At 68.1% G+C, this 14,928-nt stretch carries 16 protein-coding genes; 10 read left to right on the forward strand and 6 right to left on the reverse strand.

The window, feature by feature from the left end; translation table 11 throughout:
• Positions 1 to 2: 2 nt before the first annotated feature.
• From S2M10_RS00740 to S2M10_RS22510, 5 genes are read right to left on the reverse strand one after another with little or no spacing between them, the layout of a single operon-like run.
• Entirely contained in the window at positions 3 to 311 is a 309-nt protein-coding gene (locus S2M10_RS00740) for a hypothetical protein (RefSeq protein ID WP_066722170.1), read from the reverse strand.
• A complete protein-coding gene (locus S2M10_RS00745; RefSeq protein ID WP_168844399.1) occupies positions 308 to 1,522 on the reverse strand; it encodes a hypothetical protein in 1,215 nt (404 codons plus the stop codon). Before S2M10_RS00745 ends, S2M10_RS00740 begins: the two co-directional genes overlap by 4 nt.
• A complete protein-coding gene (gene sctC / locus S2M10_RS00750) occupies positions 1,519 to 3,357 on the reverse strand; it encodes a type III secretion system outer membrane ring subunit SctC (RefSeq protein WP_168844400.1) in 1,839 nt (612 codons plus the stop codon). The genes S2M10_RS00745 and sctC overlap by 4 nt, the downstream gene beginning before the upstream one ends.
• Complete coding sequence (locus tag S2M10_RS00755; RefSeq protein ID WP_168844401.1) at positions 3,354 to 5,315, reverse strand: flagellar biosynthesis protein FlhA; 1,962 nt, start codon at positions 5,313 to 5,315, stop codon at positions 3,354 to 3,356. The genes sctC and S2M10_RS00755 overlap by 4 nt, the downstream gene beginning before the upstream one ends.
• A gap of 2 nt (positions 5,316 to 5,317) precedes the next feature.
• Complete coding sequence (locus S2M10_RS22510; protein ID WP_247650529.1) at positions 5,318 to 6,160, reverse strand: lytic transglycosylase domain-containing protein; 843 nt, start codon at positions 6,158 to 6,160, stop codon at positions 5,318 to 5,320.
• A gap of 475 nt (positions 6,161 to 6,635) precedes the next feature.
• On the opposite strand from S2M10_RS22510, the gene S2M10_RS00765 reads away from it, so the two are divergent.
• From S2M10_RS00765 to S2M10_RS00810, 10 genes are all read left to right on the forward strand, one after another.
• Positions 6,636 to 7,793: an EscU/YscU/HrcU family type III secretion system export apparatus switch protein gene (locus S2M10_RS00765; protein WP_168844402.1), complete on the forward strand. Its 1,158-nt coding sequence runs from the start codon at positions 6,636 to 6,638 to the stop codon at positions 7,791 to 7,793.
• Positions 7,794 to 7,817: 24 nt separating this feature from the next.
• Complete coding sequence (fliO, locus tag S2M10_RS00770) at positions 7,818 to 8,138, forward strand: flagellar biosynthetic protein FliO (RefSeq protein WP_168844403.1); 321 nt, start codon at positions 7,818 to 7,820, stop codon at positions 8,136 to 8,138.
• Positions 8,138 to 9,055: a FliM/FliN family flagellar motor switch protein gene (locus S2M10_RS00775; protein ID WP_168844404.1), complete on the forward strand. Its 918-nt coding sequence runs from the start codon at positions 8,138 to 8,140 to the stop codon at positions 9,053 to 9,055. The genes fliO and S2M10_RS00775 overlap by 1 nt, the downstream gene beginning before the upstream one ends.
• Complete coding sequence (sctR, locus tag S2M10_RS00780; protein ID WP_019368942.1) at positions 9,052 to 9,750, forward strand: type III secretion system export apparatus subunit SctR; 699 nt, start codon at positions 9,052 to 9,054, stop codon at positions 9,748 to 9,750. Before S2M10_RS00775 ends, sctR begins: the two co-directional genes overlap by 4 nt.
• A gap of 12 nt (positions 9,751 to 9,762) precedes the next feature.
• Positions 9,763 to 10,029 carry a type III secretion system export apparatus subunit SctS gene (gene sctS, locus S2M10_RS00785; RefSeq protein ID WP_019368943.1) on the forward strand — a complete coding sequence of 89 codons (267 nt, stop codon included), beginning with the start codon at positions 9,763 to 9,765 and terminating at the stop codon, positions 10,027 to 10,029.
• A complete protein-coding gene (gene sctT / locus S2M10_RS00790) occupies positions 10,026 to 10,853 on the forward strand; it encodes a type III secretion system export apparatus subunit SctT (protein WP_168844405.1) in 828 nt (275 codons plus the stop codon). Before sctS ends, sctT begins: the two co-directional genes overlap by 4 nt.
• Positions 10,850 to 11,230, forward strand: coding sequence for a helix-turn-helix transcriptional regulator (locus S2M10_RS00795; RefSeq protein ID WP_168844406.1), 381 nt, complete (start codon positions 10,850 to 10,852; stop codon positions 11,228 to 11,230). The genes sctT and S2M10_RS00795 overlap by 4 nt, the downstream gene beginning before the upstream one ends.
• Positions 11,231 to 11,382: 152 nt before the next feature.
• Positions 11,383 to 12,018, forward strand: a complete 636-nt coding sequence (locus S2M10_RS00800; RefSeq protein WP_168844407.1) for a hypothetical protein — start codon at positions 11,383 to 11,385, stop codon at positions 12,016 to 12,018.
• A gap of 113 nt (positions 12,019 to 12,131) precedes the next feature.
• A complete protein-coding gene (locus S2M10_RS00805) occupies positions 12,132 to 12,962 on the forward strand; it encodes a DUF6683 family protein (RefSeq protein WP_247650531.1) in 831 nt (276 codons plus the stop codon).
• A gap of 17 nt (positions 12,963 to 12,979) precedes the next feature.
• Positions 12,980 to 13,861: a DUF6683 family protein gene (locus tag S2M10_RS00810; RefSeq protein WP_211090790.1), complete on the forward strand. Its 882-nt coding sequence runs from the start codon at positions 12,980 to 12,982 to the stop codon at positions 13,859 to 13,861.
• 43 nt (positions 13,862 to 13,904) lie between these two features.
• Here S2M10_RS00810 and S2M10_RS00815 read toward each other — a convergent pair whose 3' ends face one another.
• Positions 13,905 to 14,903: a family 43 glycosylhydrolase gene (locus S2M10_RS00815; protein ID WP_348770502.1), complete on the reverse strand. Its 999-nt coding sequence runs from the start codon at positions 14,901 to 14,903 to the stop codon at positions 13,905 to 13,907.
• Between the last annotated feature and the right edge of the window lie 25 nt (positions 14,904 to 14,928).

Consider the following 14,928-nt stretch of genomic DNA (forward strand, 5'->3'; position numbering starts at 1 on the left):
CGTCAGTTCTTCCGTGCCATGGTTTCGAGCGCCTTGGAGACGCTGTCGATCGAGCTGTGCGAGCTGTTCGCCATGAAGCTCATCCGCATGGATTCGGTGGTCAGCTGGGTGATGTCGGAAGGCTTGTCGCCGCCCTGGCTCACCACGTCGGACTGGGCGGTGATCGCATCGGCCTGGGTGTCCAGCGCCTTGCCCCAGGCTTCGCCGAATGCTTCGAACCAATTGCCCTTGCCGGTGCGGCTCTCGGTGGTGCCCATGTTGCCGAGCGAGGCGATCGTGCCGAGGACGGCGCTGTTGATCGGGTTGGTCATTGGGTGGTCACTCCGTTGGTGTCGCCGCCAGGGATGGTGGAAGGTGCCGGGGACGGCGGCGTGCTGGGTCCCAGGACGAGTTCTTCGATCCGGCCGTCGCGCTCGAAGCTGGCGCGGCCGTTGCCGATGGCGACGATGCGGTGGCCGGTCGGCACCGTCGCGCCGGCGAACCAGCGGGTGCCGTCGGCGGTGGTGATGAAACCCGGATCGCCGTCGACAAAGGTGGCGAGGCCGTATTCCGAGCCCGAGAAGAAATATTGCAGGTCGCGGTCGCCGCGCTTGCCGTCGGTGACGAAGTCGACGCGGGTGATGCCCGGCACGTCCTCCCGGATCAGCCGGGCGAGATCGGCCTGGCGATCGGCAGGGAGAAATTCGGCCTTCACCATCAGCGTGTTGCCGCGACGGGGAATGGCTTCTGCGTCCACACCTTGCGCGCGCAGCAGATCGGTGGCGGCAGCGGCGAGCCCGTCCATCGTCTCGACGTCGAGCGTGGCCGGGCCGATCTGCTCGGCGACGACCTGCCGCAGCCGGGCGAGTGCTGCGTCGTCCTTGACGATCCCGCGCACGATCGTGCCGTTGCGCGTCTCCTCGAGCTGGAGGTTGCGGAAACCGGCAGCGGCGAGCATCGCCTGTTCGCCGGCGACATCGTGCAGCTGGCGGGTCGCCCATCGCACTGCCGGCGGCGCGAACAGCAGGAGCAGCAGCAATAGCGCGACTGCCGCGGCATAGGCCGGCCAGTATCGGTCGAGCGCCAGTGCGCCGCGCATCGGGTAGAGCCGCGTCGCCACCCGCTCGGGAATCGCCGCACGCTGCGGAGCGGGCGCTTCTGCGGCGGCAGGCGCCACCATCGGCGCGAGCCGGATGGCGTCGTCCCAGCGCGGATCCTCCGGCGCCCCGATCGCGACGGCGACCGCGCCGACCAGCATCGGCACGAACGGCGGCAGCGAGGCCTGCTCGCCCGCCGCGACCGGCCGCCCGAGCAGGGTCACCTGCCCCGCCGCCACCCGCACGCAGGCCATGCCCTCGCCCAGATCGAGCTCCAGCGACACGCCCCGCGCGGATGGATCGCGCAGCACGATGTCATGCTCGAAGCCATGCCCGACGCGGACGAACTTCCCCCGATGCAGCCGGTGCTCGGCGCCCGACAGGCGGCCGTTCAGCACCCGCAGCACCATGGTGCCGGGCTTCACCGGGGCGAAAGGCGCGTTCACCGGCGGGTCCTCCGGCCGCGCTTCTGGTGGCGATCGCCGGCGGCCTGGATCTGCTCGATCGGGATCGGATTGGTGGGGGTGGTCGACGGCGCCGCCGCTGCCTGCTGCGCGCGGCGCGAGACGACACGCGGCGTGATCAGGAAGATGCGTTCGAAATGCTGGTCGCCCTTCTTGCGCTTGCGGAAGGCCTGGCCGAGGATCGGGATGTCTCCGGCGACCGGCACCTTCGACTTATAGTCGTACGACGTTTCGACGCTCATCCCGCCGATCAGCAGGCTCTCGCCCTGTTTCACCACCGCGCTGGTGTTGATGCTGCTCTGCTTCACCGCCGGGATGCCGTCGACGACCAGGCCGGTGGGCGAACCGTCGAGGATTTCGATCGACATCCGCGTGCGCAGCTCGCCGCCGTCATAGAGGATCGACGGGTTGACCCGCATCACCATGCCGGCGGTCACCGGGAACAGGTCCACCTGCCGGTCGCCGGCGACGCGGACATAATATTGCACCTGATTGTTGAACACCGCCGGGATGTTGTTCAGCGTGCTGAGGCGCGGGCGCGAGATCACCCGCAGCGCGCCGGTCTTCTCGAGCGCGGTGATCCGCGCGGCGAACAGGTCGAGCCCGCCGGTGAGATACGCTCCACCGATATTGCCGCCGGAGAAATTGTTGGTCGGGTTGGTCGCGTTGCCGCCGAACAGCGCGCCGAGGCCGCCGGTCCGGAAACCGAAATCGAGCCCCAGTTCCTTGAGCTTGCTGGTGTCGAGCTCGAGAATCGTCGCCTCGATCTCCACCCCGCGCGGCTCCACATCGAGCGCGCGGACGATGTCTTCATAGACGGTCATCGATTCGGGCCGGTCGCGGATCAGCACGGCGTTGTTGCTGGGATCGACCTCGACGCGCGGGCCGTTGATGTCGCGCACCGCCGCCTCACGCACCACCACGGTGTCGAGCCCCGGCGTGCCCTGCTGGTCGAAGCTGCGCTGCGCCTCGTCGGGCGGCACCGCGTTCATCCCGCGTCCACCGAGGCGGGGAAGCGACTGGCGCTGGACATCGAAATTGCCGCTGGTCGAAACGGTCGAGCTTGGCCGCCCGTCGCCCATCATGCCGCGCAGGATGGATCCGACGCCGGGGATGGTGATGGTGCGGTCGAAGCTCTTCTGGATCGTGTCGTCGGCGCGGGCATAGCGCAAGTAGAAGATCCGCACCTCATAGGGCGAGCGGGTGGTTGCCCCGCTCAGCACCTTGGAGCGGAGCGGCGAACTGGTCACCGTCTCCATTGCTGCCGGCCCGAGCAGCGGCGACACGATCGGCGCGTTCGCGGACGTGGCGGAGGCCTGGATCATCGCCGGATTGCCCGCGGTGCCCGCCAGCTGCGCCACCCGGTCGAGGAACGCCGGCACGCCGGTAGCGCTCACCGAATTGCTCGCCGCCGCGACGCGGTTGGCATCGTCGAGGATCCGCAGCTTTTGCGCATCGCGCACCACCGCCTCCGGGTCGGCGGCGGTGAAGCTGCGCGAGGTCACCTCGGCGGCCGAATAGACGCGCACCACCGCGCCGTCATAATAAGCGACGAGGTTGAATGCCTTGGCGAGCTGGGTCCAGACTTGGCGGGGCGTGCCGACGAACACGCCGTTGACCTTGCCCGTGACCGCCGAGCTCACCTTGGCCTTGACCCCGGCCTGGCCGAACAGATCGACCACGGCTGCATCGACGCGCTGGTTGCGCGCGGTCAGCGTGATCCGCTTCTGCCCCATAGGCGGCGTCTCGGCGGGCGCGGCAACGGGCAGCAACGCGGTACAGGCAAGCAGGGCAAGGAGGCGCGAAGCGCGGATCATAGGGAAACCTCGTCCGACATCTGGTTGGTCAGGCTCTCCGGCGCGGCGTTGATCTCGCCGACAATGTCGAGCGGCACGGCCGGGTTGAGCTCGTTGAAACTGATCACCGGCACCTCGAAAAGGTCGCCCGCGATCAGCAGGCGGAGCGGGCGGCGGAGATCCTGCGCGGTGAGGATCGCCCGGGCGCCGCTGCTGGCGACCTGGGTGGAGAGCAGCGCGATCAGCGCGCGCATCTGGTGCGGATTGATCGCGAGGCGCATCTGGCCGTCCACCGGCGTGACGGTCTGGCGGATCGTCTCCTCCAGATCGGCGCCGACGATCAGCACGCGGAGGCGCCCGGCCTCGCAGAGCGGTGCGATGAGGTGGCGGCGCATCGCCACGCGCACCCGCTCGGCCATCGGCACGGCTTCGCGTTCGTACTGGCCGACCTCGCCGATCGCCTCGATCGCGTCGCGGAAGTTGCGCAGCGGCACGCTTTCCTCGGCGAGCAGGCGCAGCACTTCGCCGATCCGGCCGGTGGGCACCGCGCGTACCGCCTCCTTGACGACCTCGGGATGCGTCTCGCCAAGCCGGTTGAGGTGATCGGTCACCTCCTGCAGGCCGAGGAACAGGCCGAGATTGCGTTCGAGCAGCTGCGCGACACGCGCCGCCGCCACGTCCGGCAGTGCGCCGGCATCGGTCGCGCCGCCGCCTAGCGGGGCGTCATGGGCGCTGAGCATCCACTCGCCCTCATTGAGCCGCGCATCGGGGACGACGCGAAGGTCCGGAATGGCAATGCCGGTCCGCGCCTGGAGCGTGGCGGCTCCCTCGCGCAGCCGGTCCGCCAGCGTCGAAAAGGCGGGATGCTGCGGCGGCAGGCCGACGGCGAGCCGCAGAGGGTCGACCACCGGCAGCGCCTGCGCGGCGATCAGCGTCTCGCCGGTGGCGACCGCCGTCTCGCTCGAGGCGAGCCCCAGCCGCGCCCGCATCCAGGCCCCGGAGGTAGGGTGGAGGAACGCCCCGCCCAGCAGCAGCGCGCTCGCCAGCGCGAAGAAGATCAGCGTCGGGAAGCCCGGCACCAGCCCGAGCAGCATCGCGAGACCACCGGCGATCATCAGCACATGCGGCTTGCCGGTGATCTGCCGCGCGATGGCGGGACCCAGGTCGCTGTCGCGCTCCTCGTCGGTGGTGCGCGTGACCAGCAGGCCCGCCGCCATCGCAGAGAACAGCGCCGGCACCTGCGCGACCAGCCCGTCGCCGATCGTCAGGATCGAGAAGGTCGTCGCCGCCTCGCCCGCGGACATGCCGTGGTAGAGCATCCCCACCGCCAGCCCGCCGAGCAGGTTGACCAGCACGATGATCACCGAGGCGATGGCATCGCCCTTCACGAACTTCATCGCACCGTCGAGGCTGCCGTGGAGCTTGCTCTCCATCTCCAGCGTGCGGCGCTTCTCGCGCGCCTCGTCCTTGGAGAGAATGCCCGAGCGCAGGTCGCTGTCGATCGACAGCTGCTTGCCCGGCATCGCATCGAGGCTGAACCGCGCAGCGACTTCGGCGACGCGCTCGGCCCCCTTAGAGATGACGATGAACTGGACGATGGTGATGATCAGGAACACCACCAGCCCGACCACGAGATTGCCGCCCGCCACCATCTGCCCGAACTGCTGGATGATCTCGCCGCCATCGACATGCGTCAGGATCATCCGCGTCGTCGAGATGCTGATCGCCAGCCGGAACAGCGTGGAGAGCAAGAGCACCGTCGGAAAGGTCGAGAAATCCAGCGGCTTGGTGACGTACATGCAGCTGAGCAGCAGCAGGATGCCCACCGTCATGTTGGTGGCGATGAACGCATCGAGCGCCAGCGGCGGCATCGGCACGATCATCAGCAGCACGACGGTGACGACGCTGCCGACCAGCAGCATGTCGGCCACGCGCAGGGGCATGCGGCGCAGGCCGCGCAGGATCAGGGCTGGGGCCATGGTCAGCGGCTCCGCGCGGCCTGTTCGGCGAGCAGCCGGCTGTACCGGCCCATCACGCCGGCGACATAGGACTGGGTCTCGCGGTACGGCGGGATGCGATTCCCGTAGCGCCGTACCGCGCCCTCGCCGGCGTTATAGGCGGCGAGCGTCAGGTTAAAATCGTTGAACCGGCCATGGAGCTGGCGGAGCAGCCGCGCCCCGCCATCGACATTGGCCTCGGCATTGGACGCCGACACGTTGAGCATCCGCGCCGTGCCCGGCATCAGCTGCATCAGGCCATGCGCGCCGACCGGGCTGCGGGCATCGGCACGATAGCGCGATTCCTGGTCGATCACCGCGTGCAGCAGCAGCGGATCCACCCGGCGTCGCGCCGCGACCCGCTGGATCATCGCGTCATAGCGCGTGGCATAGGAGACCGGCCGCATCGCCAGGATCGCTTCGTCCGACGCGACCGCTGCGGTGACCGATCGGGGCTCCTGGCGCACCGGCGCGATCGCGGCGACGCGTAGCGTGGTAGCCGCCGCCGGTTCGGCTTGATGTCGTTTCTTGCCGGACACCAGCTGGAACGATGCGGCGCGGTCGTCCGAGGAACCTTCCTCGGCCTCCGGCGATATTCGCACATCCTTCGGCATTTCGGCCGGGGTGCCCGGAGCGACGACGATGTTGCTGCACCCCTGGAGGGACTGGATCCCCGCCAACGACGCCGCATCCGCCACCCGCAACGTGGCGGTCAGCGCACAGGGCGGCGGCGGCGGGGTCTTGTCCCGCGACCATGCCGCCTGCGGAATAATAAGCGCCGCTCCGCACAGGGACAGCGATGTTACGCGAAGAACTACTCTACTCATTGCATCGCTCCCCAGCCGATGGCGCTCCTGGCCAACAGTTGTTTCAGCACGATGCCCCACAATTCCCGGCCTGCTCGTCCGGGAACACCTATAGGCTGTCGCGATTTTCTTACATTTTCAAGTCGATATTCAGAAATATTTCACCATGTTACCGGTAGACGAATCGTTCTTTATCAACGATAAGCTGCGGAACCTTTTTCAATATGGCTCATGCTTACATGCATGTCAGCACGGTTGAGCGCCGCGCCTGAACAGCTGGTCGCGCCCCGAATCAAATGAAATGACGTTTTTTCAATGGCTTAACGAGATCATTCAGACAGCGGCACGAATATTGCCTGTTGCGTCTGGGAACCGGTTACAGGATTTTACGTAGGTTGCTGCCCCGCCCCACGGGCAGACAATGGGTAGACCTGCTTGACCTATCGGACGTCCCCGCAACTTTATTGCGACCGTCCGGTAGCAAGAGTTCATCTTCATGGGCCAAGGCAAGGACAGCGCCGACAAGAGCGAGCTTCCGACGCCGAAGCGGCTGCAAGACGCGCGCAAGAAGGGTGACGTCGCCAAGTCGAAGGATTTGGCCACAGGTCTTCTCACGCTTGCCTGGTTGCTGCTGTTCGTCGGGGTCTCGGGCTATGCCGCGAGCGAGCTCGCGCGCCTCGCCACCGATGTGGTGGCGCAGGCGGCGACCGGTTCGTTCGAACAGACCGCCCCGGCGATCGGCTGGGACGCGGCCTGGACGCTGCTGCGCCTCACCTTCGCCACGCTGGTCCCCGTCGCGCTGATCGGCACGCTTGCCGAATTCCTTCAGGTTGGGCCGATGATGACGACCGAGAAGATGAAGTTCGGTCTGGAGAAGCTGAACCCGATCGAGGGCCTCAAGCGGATGTTCGGCAAGGACGGCCTGTTCGAGCTCGCCAAGACGCTGATCAAGGCCGGGCTGATCTGCGCGATCGGTTATCTCGTCTACCAGAGCGCGCTGTCCAGTTCGGGCCAGCTCATTCGACTCGCCGCAACCTCGCCCATCGACGAATCGCGCGAAGGCGCCGCGCTGAGCACGATCGGGCTCACCTATTCGCTGACGCTGCAGATGCTGGCGATGGTCGTCGAGGTGTTCCTGTTCGTCGCCGTCGCCGACCGGATCTATGCGAAGCACAGCTTCATCAAGAAGATGAAGATGAGCCGCCGCGACATCAAGCAGGAGCACAAGGAAAGCGAAGGCGATCCGCAGGTCCGCGCGCTCCGCCGCGACATGCACCAGGAATGGGCCAACCAGAACAATCTCGGCGCCACGCGCGGCGCCGCCGCGTTGCTGGTGAACCCCACCCATATCGCCATCGCGCTCAACTATGACGAGGCGACGTGCCCGGTGCCGGTGATCGCCGCCAAGGGCATGGGCGAGCTCGCCGCCGCGATGCGCGCCGAGGCCGAGGAAGCCCGCGTGCCGATCGTCCGCAACGTCGCCGCCGCCCGCACCCTGTGGGCGCGCGGCGAGATCGGCGAGATCGTCCCCGAGGACATGTTCGATGCGATCGCCGCTGTGATCCTCTGGGCCGCCAAGGCCAGGAGCGGCGACGGCCCGATGCAGCACGACATGGATACCGCCGCCCCGCGCCTCGCCGCGCGCCCACGCTGACACAACCGGAGAACCAATCGCATCATGGGAATCGGAGCCGTCCTATCCTCGATCCTCGCCATCGTGCTGGCGCTTGCCCTGGTATTGGGCATGGCCTGGGGGGTGATCTGGTTGCTGAAGAAGCTGCAGGATCGCCAGCTCGGCGTCGCTGCCAATGGCGAGGGCGACACGCCGATCCGCTTTCTCCGCTCGATGCCGCTCGGCCAGCGCGAGCGCGTGGTGCTGCTCGAGGCCCGCGGCGAGACGATGCTGGTCGGCGTCACCGCCGGATCGGTGACTCTGCTCGCCCGCTGGCCCGAGGGGCAGACGCCGGCCAAGCCGGTTGCGGCGCCGGTGCGCTTCTGATGGCGACCATGCTCCGCCTCGATGCGCTCGACCTGCCGCGGGTCGATCCGGCGCGCGACGCCCTGGCCGGCGCGGTCGCGCGACTGCTCGAACATGCCGGATTCGCGGTCGAGATCGTCGCGGCGCCGCCGCGGGGCAGCTGGTTCCGCTGCGCCGACGGCACCCAGTTCCGCCCAGGCGGGCCGACGCTCCATCCCGAACGGATCGTGGAAGCCGCCGCCGCGCTGGACGATGCCGAGCCGATGCTGCTCGCGCTGGAACAGGTCCTCGGGCTGCAGCTCGAACCCGAGGATCTGGGCAGCGCATCGGACGATGCCGCCCTCCATTTGGCCCTCCGCCGCGAAGGCCTGGATGTCGCGTTGCTGCTCCCTTGCGACCATCCGCACGCAGCCAACTGGCGCGCCGAGGCGGACGCCCTCACCCCGTTCGCCGAGCGTCTGCCGGTGCTCGCCCACCTGCTGGTGCAAGGCCCCCGGCTCGGCATCGCCGAAGCGGGCGACCTCGCCTCCGGCGATCTGGTCCTGATCGGCGCCCGTCCTCGCACAACGCTCGAAGCCCCGCATTTCCGCCAAGCCGGTCAGTTCGACCTCGCCGCCGGCAGTTTCACCCCGCATCCCGATGGAGCGCCCATGGAATCCAGCGACGCTGCCCCCTCCCCCCGCGATTTCGCCGTGCCCCTCACCCTCCGCCTGCCGGAGCAGCGGGTGAGCGCAGCCGCGCTCGCCGAACTGCGCCCGGGCGTGGCGCTGCCGCTCGGCCACGTATCCGAAGGCATGGCGGTGGAGCTGCTCGTTGCGGGCAGCCCGCTCGCGCGCGGCGAGCTGGTCCAGCTCGGCGATCGCTTCGCGGTACTGATCGAATCGCGTGTCGACCTCGTCGAAGGCACGGTCCAGCAGCCCGTGGAGGTGGACGCGTGAACCTCGCCCAGTTCACCCCCGGATCGGCGCTGATCACGGTCGTCCTGATCGCGCTCGCCCCGTTCTTCGCCGTCATGGTGACCAGCTTCACCAAGATCGCCGTGGTGCTGAGCCTGGTCCGCAATGCCCTCGGCCTGCAGCAGGTGCCGCCCAATCTGGTGCTCAATGGCCTGGCGCTGATCCTCACCGTGTTCGTGATGTACCCGACGCTCGAGAAGATGCAGGTCGCCGCCGCCGTCCAGGGCCCGGCCACCCCCACCATGCCCGGCGATCCGCCCGCACAGGCCGAGAACCCGATCGAGAGCACCGGCGACATCTTCGCCACTGCCGACCGCGCCAAGGAGCCGCTGCGCGAGTTTCTCGTCAAGCACAGCGATCCGCGCGAGCGCGCCTTCTTCCTGCGCACCCAGCAACGCATCGGCGATCCGGCCAAGGTCAGCACCCTGCGCGATACCGATTTCGTGATCGTCATCCCCGCCTTTGTGGTGAAGGAGCTCAAGCTCGCCTTCCAGATCGGCTTTCTGATCTTCCTGCCCTTCCTCGTCATCGACATGGTGATCGCCAACATCCTGCTGGCGATGGGCATGATGATGCTGTCCCCGGTCACCATCTCGCTGCCGTTCAAGATCCTGCTGTTCGTGCTGGTCGACGGCTGGGTGAAGCTGAGCCACGGGCTGGTGCTGTCCTATGCGTAGCGGGGTACACGCATGAGCGACGACCTGGTCGCTGTCACCACGCAGGGGCTGTGGCTGGTGCTGCTGCTCTCGGCGCCACCGATCATCGCGGCGTCGGTGGTGGGGCTGCTCGTCGCGATCGTGCAGGCGGCGACCCAGCTGCAGGAACAGACGCTGCAATATACGCTGAAGTTCTTCGCGATCGTGATCAGCATCTTCGTCACCGCCAGCCTGATGGCGGGCACGTTGTACAGCTATGCCGATTCGATCTTCTCCGGCCTCGCGGCGGTGGGGCGGTGATCGAGGCGGTGCCCCCCGGCGTCGGCGCGCCGCTGTTCGCGGCGATGCCCTGGCTCGACCAGCTGCTGGTGGTCGCGGTCGCCTCGGCGCGCTTCGCCTTTGCCTTCGTGTTCGTGCCGGTCTTTTCGCGCGAGGTGATGCCGGGGACGGTGCGCAACAGCATCATCGTCACCTTCGGGCTGGTCGCGCTGCAGATGCAGCCGGACTTCCACCCGAACGATCTCTCCGCGATGGGCTGGCTCAAGATGCTGCTCAAGGAAGCCGCCGCCGGCGGGGCGATCGGCTTCTTCTTCGGCACGGTGCTGTGGGCGCTGGGCGCGGCGGGCGAGATCATCGACACCAAGGTGGGCGCGACGATCGGCCAGCTGGTCGACCCCTTGAGCGGCAACACCAGCTCGCTTACCGGCATCCTGCTCAGCCGCTTCGCCGAGGTGGTGTTCGTCACTGCCGGCGGGCTCACCCTGCTCGTCGGCACGGTGATGGGCAGCTACCTGATCTGGCCGCTCGGCCCCGGCGGGCTGCAGCTCGATGCGCGTGCGCTGATGTTCTTCGAGGGCGAATTCGGGCGGCTGTTCGCCCTCGCCTTCCTGTTCGCCGCACCCGTTCTGACCGTGCTCTACGTGATCGATCTGGCGATGGGGTTCCTCAACCGCTTCGCCCAGTCGTTCAACGTCTTCTCGATGGCGATGCCGATCAAGGCCGCCGCCGCCACCTTCGTCGTCATTCTCACGCTCCCGCTGCTCGCCCAGGCGATTCTCGCCGATCTCGGCACGCGCGAGGAAATTGCGGGCGGCGTCCTCCAGCGAACGGCCAAGCCCCGATGACCAGCGCCACCGCCCTCCGCGCGCCCGCGCCGCCGCAAAGCGATGCCGAGCAGCTCGCCCAGCTGATCGCCGAGCTGCGCGCCGCCGAAGAACGCCGTGGTGCCGCCACGCGCGAGATCCGCATCGGTGAGTGTACCGTGCCCGGCTGGCGGGTGCCGCTGCTCCACCTGGCGGGGCTGCAGACGCTCACCCGCAACGAGGCGGCGGTGCTCCGCTTCCTCGGCTGGGGCCGCGCGAACGGCGATATCGGCACGCTGCTCAACATGACCGAGAACACCGTGCGCACGCACATGAACAACGCGATCCGCAAGCTCGATCTCGACGGCGTTCGCGAACTCAACAGCCTGGCAGGACTGCTCTTCCTGCCGCTCGAATGACCGCGCCCCTCCACGATTCGTTGAGCCCGGCTAAACGAATCGTGGAGCGCGCGGGCGGCCGATCCGGGGCAGTTTGCTCTCGTACCGGCGACACGGTGTCGTCGGCCTGGCTCCCGCGGGGAGCGCGATATCTGGATGGAAAGGAACGATCCATGGGTCTCCTGAGCGGTCTTACGCGGTCGCTGGTCAATCCGATCAGCCTGGCTTCCCTCGCGATGGGCCCGGCGGGCTGGGCATCGCTCGCGGTGCGCACGCTGGGTGCGGCAATCGGCCAGCAGGTACTCCAGCAGCTCGGCGAGAAGCTGGGGCTGCCGCAGGGCATGATCGACATCGCCAAAAGCACCTTCAGCACCGCGATCGGCGGCGCGCCGGGCAGCATTGCCGATGCGGTCAGCACGGTCGGCTCGGGGATCTTCTCGCCTGCGGAGCAGGGCGCGATGGCGCGCGAGATGAGCAACCAGGCCGACAGCATCGCCGAGAAGCTCTTCACCGCGTCGCGTGAAGGCAGCGATCGCGCCAAGACCGACAGCTCGCGCGAGGGCAAGATCGGCAGCGGCAACTGGCTGCGCGCCATTGCCGAGGTGATGGCCCAGTCGATGGACGGCAAGATCGAGGAGATGCAGTCGCTGGCGCAGACCTACGACTCGCAGTCGAAGAGCAACAAGTCGACCAAGACGATGACCGACCTGCAGGTGGCAACGCAGGAATTCAGCTACATCATGCAGTCGACCACCAACATGATCAAGACGATCGGCGAAGGCCTGTCGACGATGGCTCGCAAGGGCTAAGAAAAGCTGCAACTCACCGCAATTGGCCGGGCGAAGCATCGACTTCGCCCGGCTTCGTTTTTATTCTGCCGTTCGTCGGGCATGGACGTGCCCGGCGTGTGAAGGAGGTGTACATGGCGTTGCGGTTGCTCGTTTCCTTCGGCCTCGCGCTCGTTGCCGTGCCGGGCATGGCGCAGGCACAGATGATCAGCCCGATGCTCTACGAAGGGCCCCGGATCGCGCTGCAGGATCATGCCGACCGTTTTTCGCACGACGCGGGATCGCCGCAGGCACGCGCGCGGGTCGCGGCCAATCCGGCGGCGCTGCGCTACACGCCCTCCAAGGCACGACGCACCGCCAATCTCGCGCGCTTCGTCACCAAGACGCGGGCGGCCGATCCGGCGGGCGCCGACGATCTGCAGAAGCTGTTCGCCCAAGGCGATTTCATCGAGAAGATCGGCGCGCTCGTCGCACCGGTCGGACTCCGGATAGACAATCTCGCCGATGCCTATGCCATGTGGTGGATCACCGCCTGGGAGGCCTCGCGGGGTAGCAACGAGACGCCCAGCAGCGCCACCCTAGCCGCGGTGCGTCGCCAGGCCGCAGGTGCCATCGGCGCCACCGGTGAGATTGCCGGCGCAACCGACGCGGAGAAGCAGGAACTGGCAGAGGCGCTTTGGGTACAGAGCGCCCTGATCGACGGCGCGGTGGAGCAGGCCAAGCAAAATCCGGCGCGCCTGCGCGACGTCGGCAGCGCGGCGCGCAAAGGCGCGCGGGCGATGGGCCTCGATCTCGACGGCTTCGAACTGACGGCGGAAGGCTTCGTCCCCGCGCGGGTCGGTCGTAACGAGGCGCCCGCCAGGGCAGCCCCGGCGGGGAATGCCGGTGGCTATGGCGCGCTTGCGCTGGCGGCCTCCGGCATGGGGGTGGGCGGGCTTCTGGTCCTGCGCCAGCGCCGCGCGTGAATCATGGGGATCGCGTCATGAAGCAGCTGCGCGCGCCCATCGGGTTGATCCTCGCCTTTGCCTGGGCGGGTAGCGCGCAAGCGCAGATCATCGACAGCCAGGGCATGATGATGATCCTCTCCACGGCAACGCACTCCGATCCGCTGAGCATGATGCTCGACGATCGCATGCGCCAGGACGAGGAGCGTAGCCGGCGTGCGCGGCGATCCCCCGACGCCGCGAGCGCGGCGCCGACGCGCGCGGACGTGGCATCGCTGCGCTACACGCCATCGCGGCCGAGGCGCAGCGCCAATCTCGCTGCCTTCGTCCAGAGGACGCGCGCCGTGGATCCGCAGGGGGCCGCCGACCTGCAGAAGGTCTTTGCCGAAGGCGACTTCATCGAGCGGATCGACGCGCTCGTCGCGCCGCACGGGCTGCGGATCGACAATGTCGCCGATGCCTATGCGCTTTGGTGGCTCACCGCCTGGCATGCCGCGCGCGGCAACAACGATACGCCGCCGCCCGAGGTCCTCTCCGCCGTACAGGCGCAGGCTGCCCGCGCCGTCCTGGCGACGGGGGAGATCGCAAGCGCCTCCGACGCGAAGAAGCAGGAGCTTGCAGAAGCGCTGTGGGTTCAAAGCATGCTGATCGACATCGCCGTCGAACAGTCCAAGCAGGATCCTGCCCGCCTGCGCGCGATCGGCGCGGCAGTGCGGCAAGGCGCCAAGGGCATGGGGCTCAACCTCGATGCCATCGACCTGACGTCGCGCGGTTTCGTGCCTGCCGGCGTCAGCCGGAACGACGCCCCCGTCACGGCACCCGGGCGCGGTGGCTCGCCGAGCAGCAATGGCGCGCTGGCGCTCGCGGCCGGTGGCATGGGACTTGGCGGTCTTCTGCTGCTGCGCCAGCGCCGCGGCTGACACGAAGCGCCGCTGCGCGCAGCGCGGGCGGCAGCCTATCGCGCTATCGCAACGGCAGCGTGGGTGCCGCCGCGCCGTCGGTCATGCGGATCGGCAGGATGCGGCCGTCGGCGGCATACCGCACCCGGTCAATCGCGACCTGCCGCTCGCCCGCATAGGGCCCCGGCCCCGGCGATCGTTCCCAACGGTGATAGACGATCAGCCATTGGCGCGAGGGCGTCCGCACGAAGCTGTGATGGCCTGGGCCCTGGTGCCGCGCATCGCCGGTCAGGATCGCGCCGCGATAGGTCCAGGGACCGGTCGGCGAGCGGGACGTCGCGTAGTGGACCGAATAATCGGGACCGTTCCACCGGCCATGGCTGTAGGACAGGTAATAGGTACCGTCCCGCGCGTGCAGGAAGGCGCCTTCGGTGAACTGCGGCGGCGTGACGACCGGGATCTCGCGTGCGATGCTGGTCATGTCCGCGCCGAGTTCCCACACCCGCAGCTTGGCGCCTGCGCTGCCGCCGGCATAGAGATAGGCCTTGCCTGACCGATGGTCGACAAACACCATCGGATCGATCGCCTCGAAGCCGTTGCCGCCATCGGCGATCAGCGGATGGCCGATGTCGCGATAGGGACCCTCCGGACGGTCGGCCACCGCAACGCCGATGCGGCTCGGCGTCGGGTTCTGGGGGCCGACCGAATAATACAGATAGTAGCGGCCCTGACGCACCGCGACGGCGGGCGCCCAGAGGAAATGCACAGGCGCGCCGTCCTCCCTGATCCACGGGATCTGGTCGCGCCGGATCAGTTCGCCGCGAGTCTGCCAGTGCTGCAGGTCGCGTGAGGAAAAGGCGCCGAACCGGTCCGCCGCCCAGCTGCCGTCGGGGCCGCCGGTGGGGAACACCCACAGCGAATCGCCGATGAACATCGCGTGGGGGTCTGCCCCGCTGAACTGCGGGTTGTCGGCGACCGCCGCGCCTGCGAACGCCAGGGCGATGCCGCCGGCCAGCCAGCGCGACGTCTTCAAGCCGCCGCGTCCCAACGTGCGAATGCGCACTTCTGCACTCCTTGTTGATTCAGCC

The sequence above is a fragment of the Sphingomonas sp. S2M10 genome (assembly GCF_012650175.1).
Taxonomy (GTDB): Bacteria; Pseudomonadota; Alphaproteobacteria; order Sphingomonadales; family Sphingomonadaceae; genus Sphingomonas.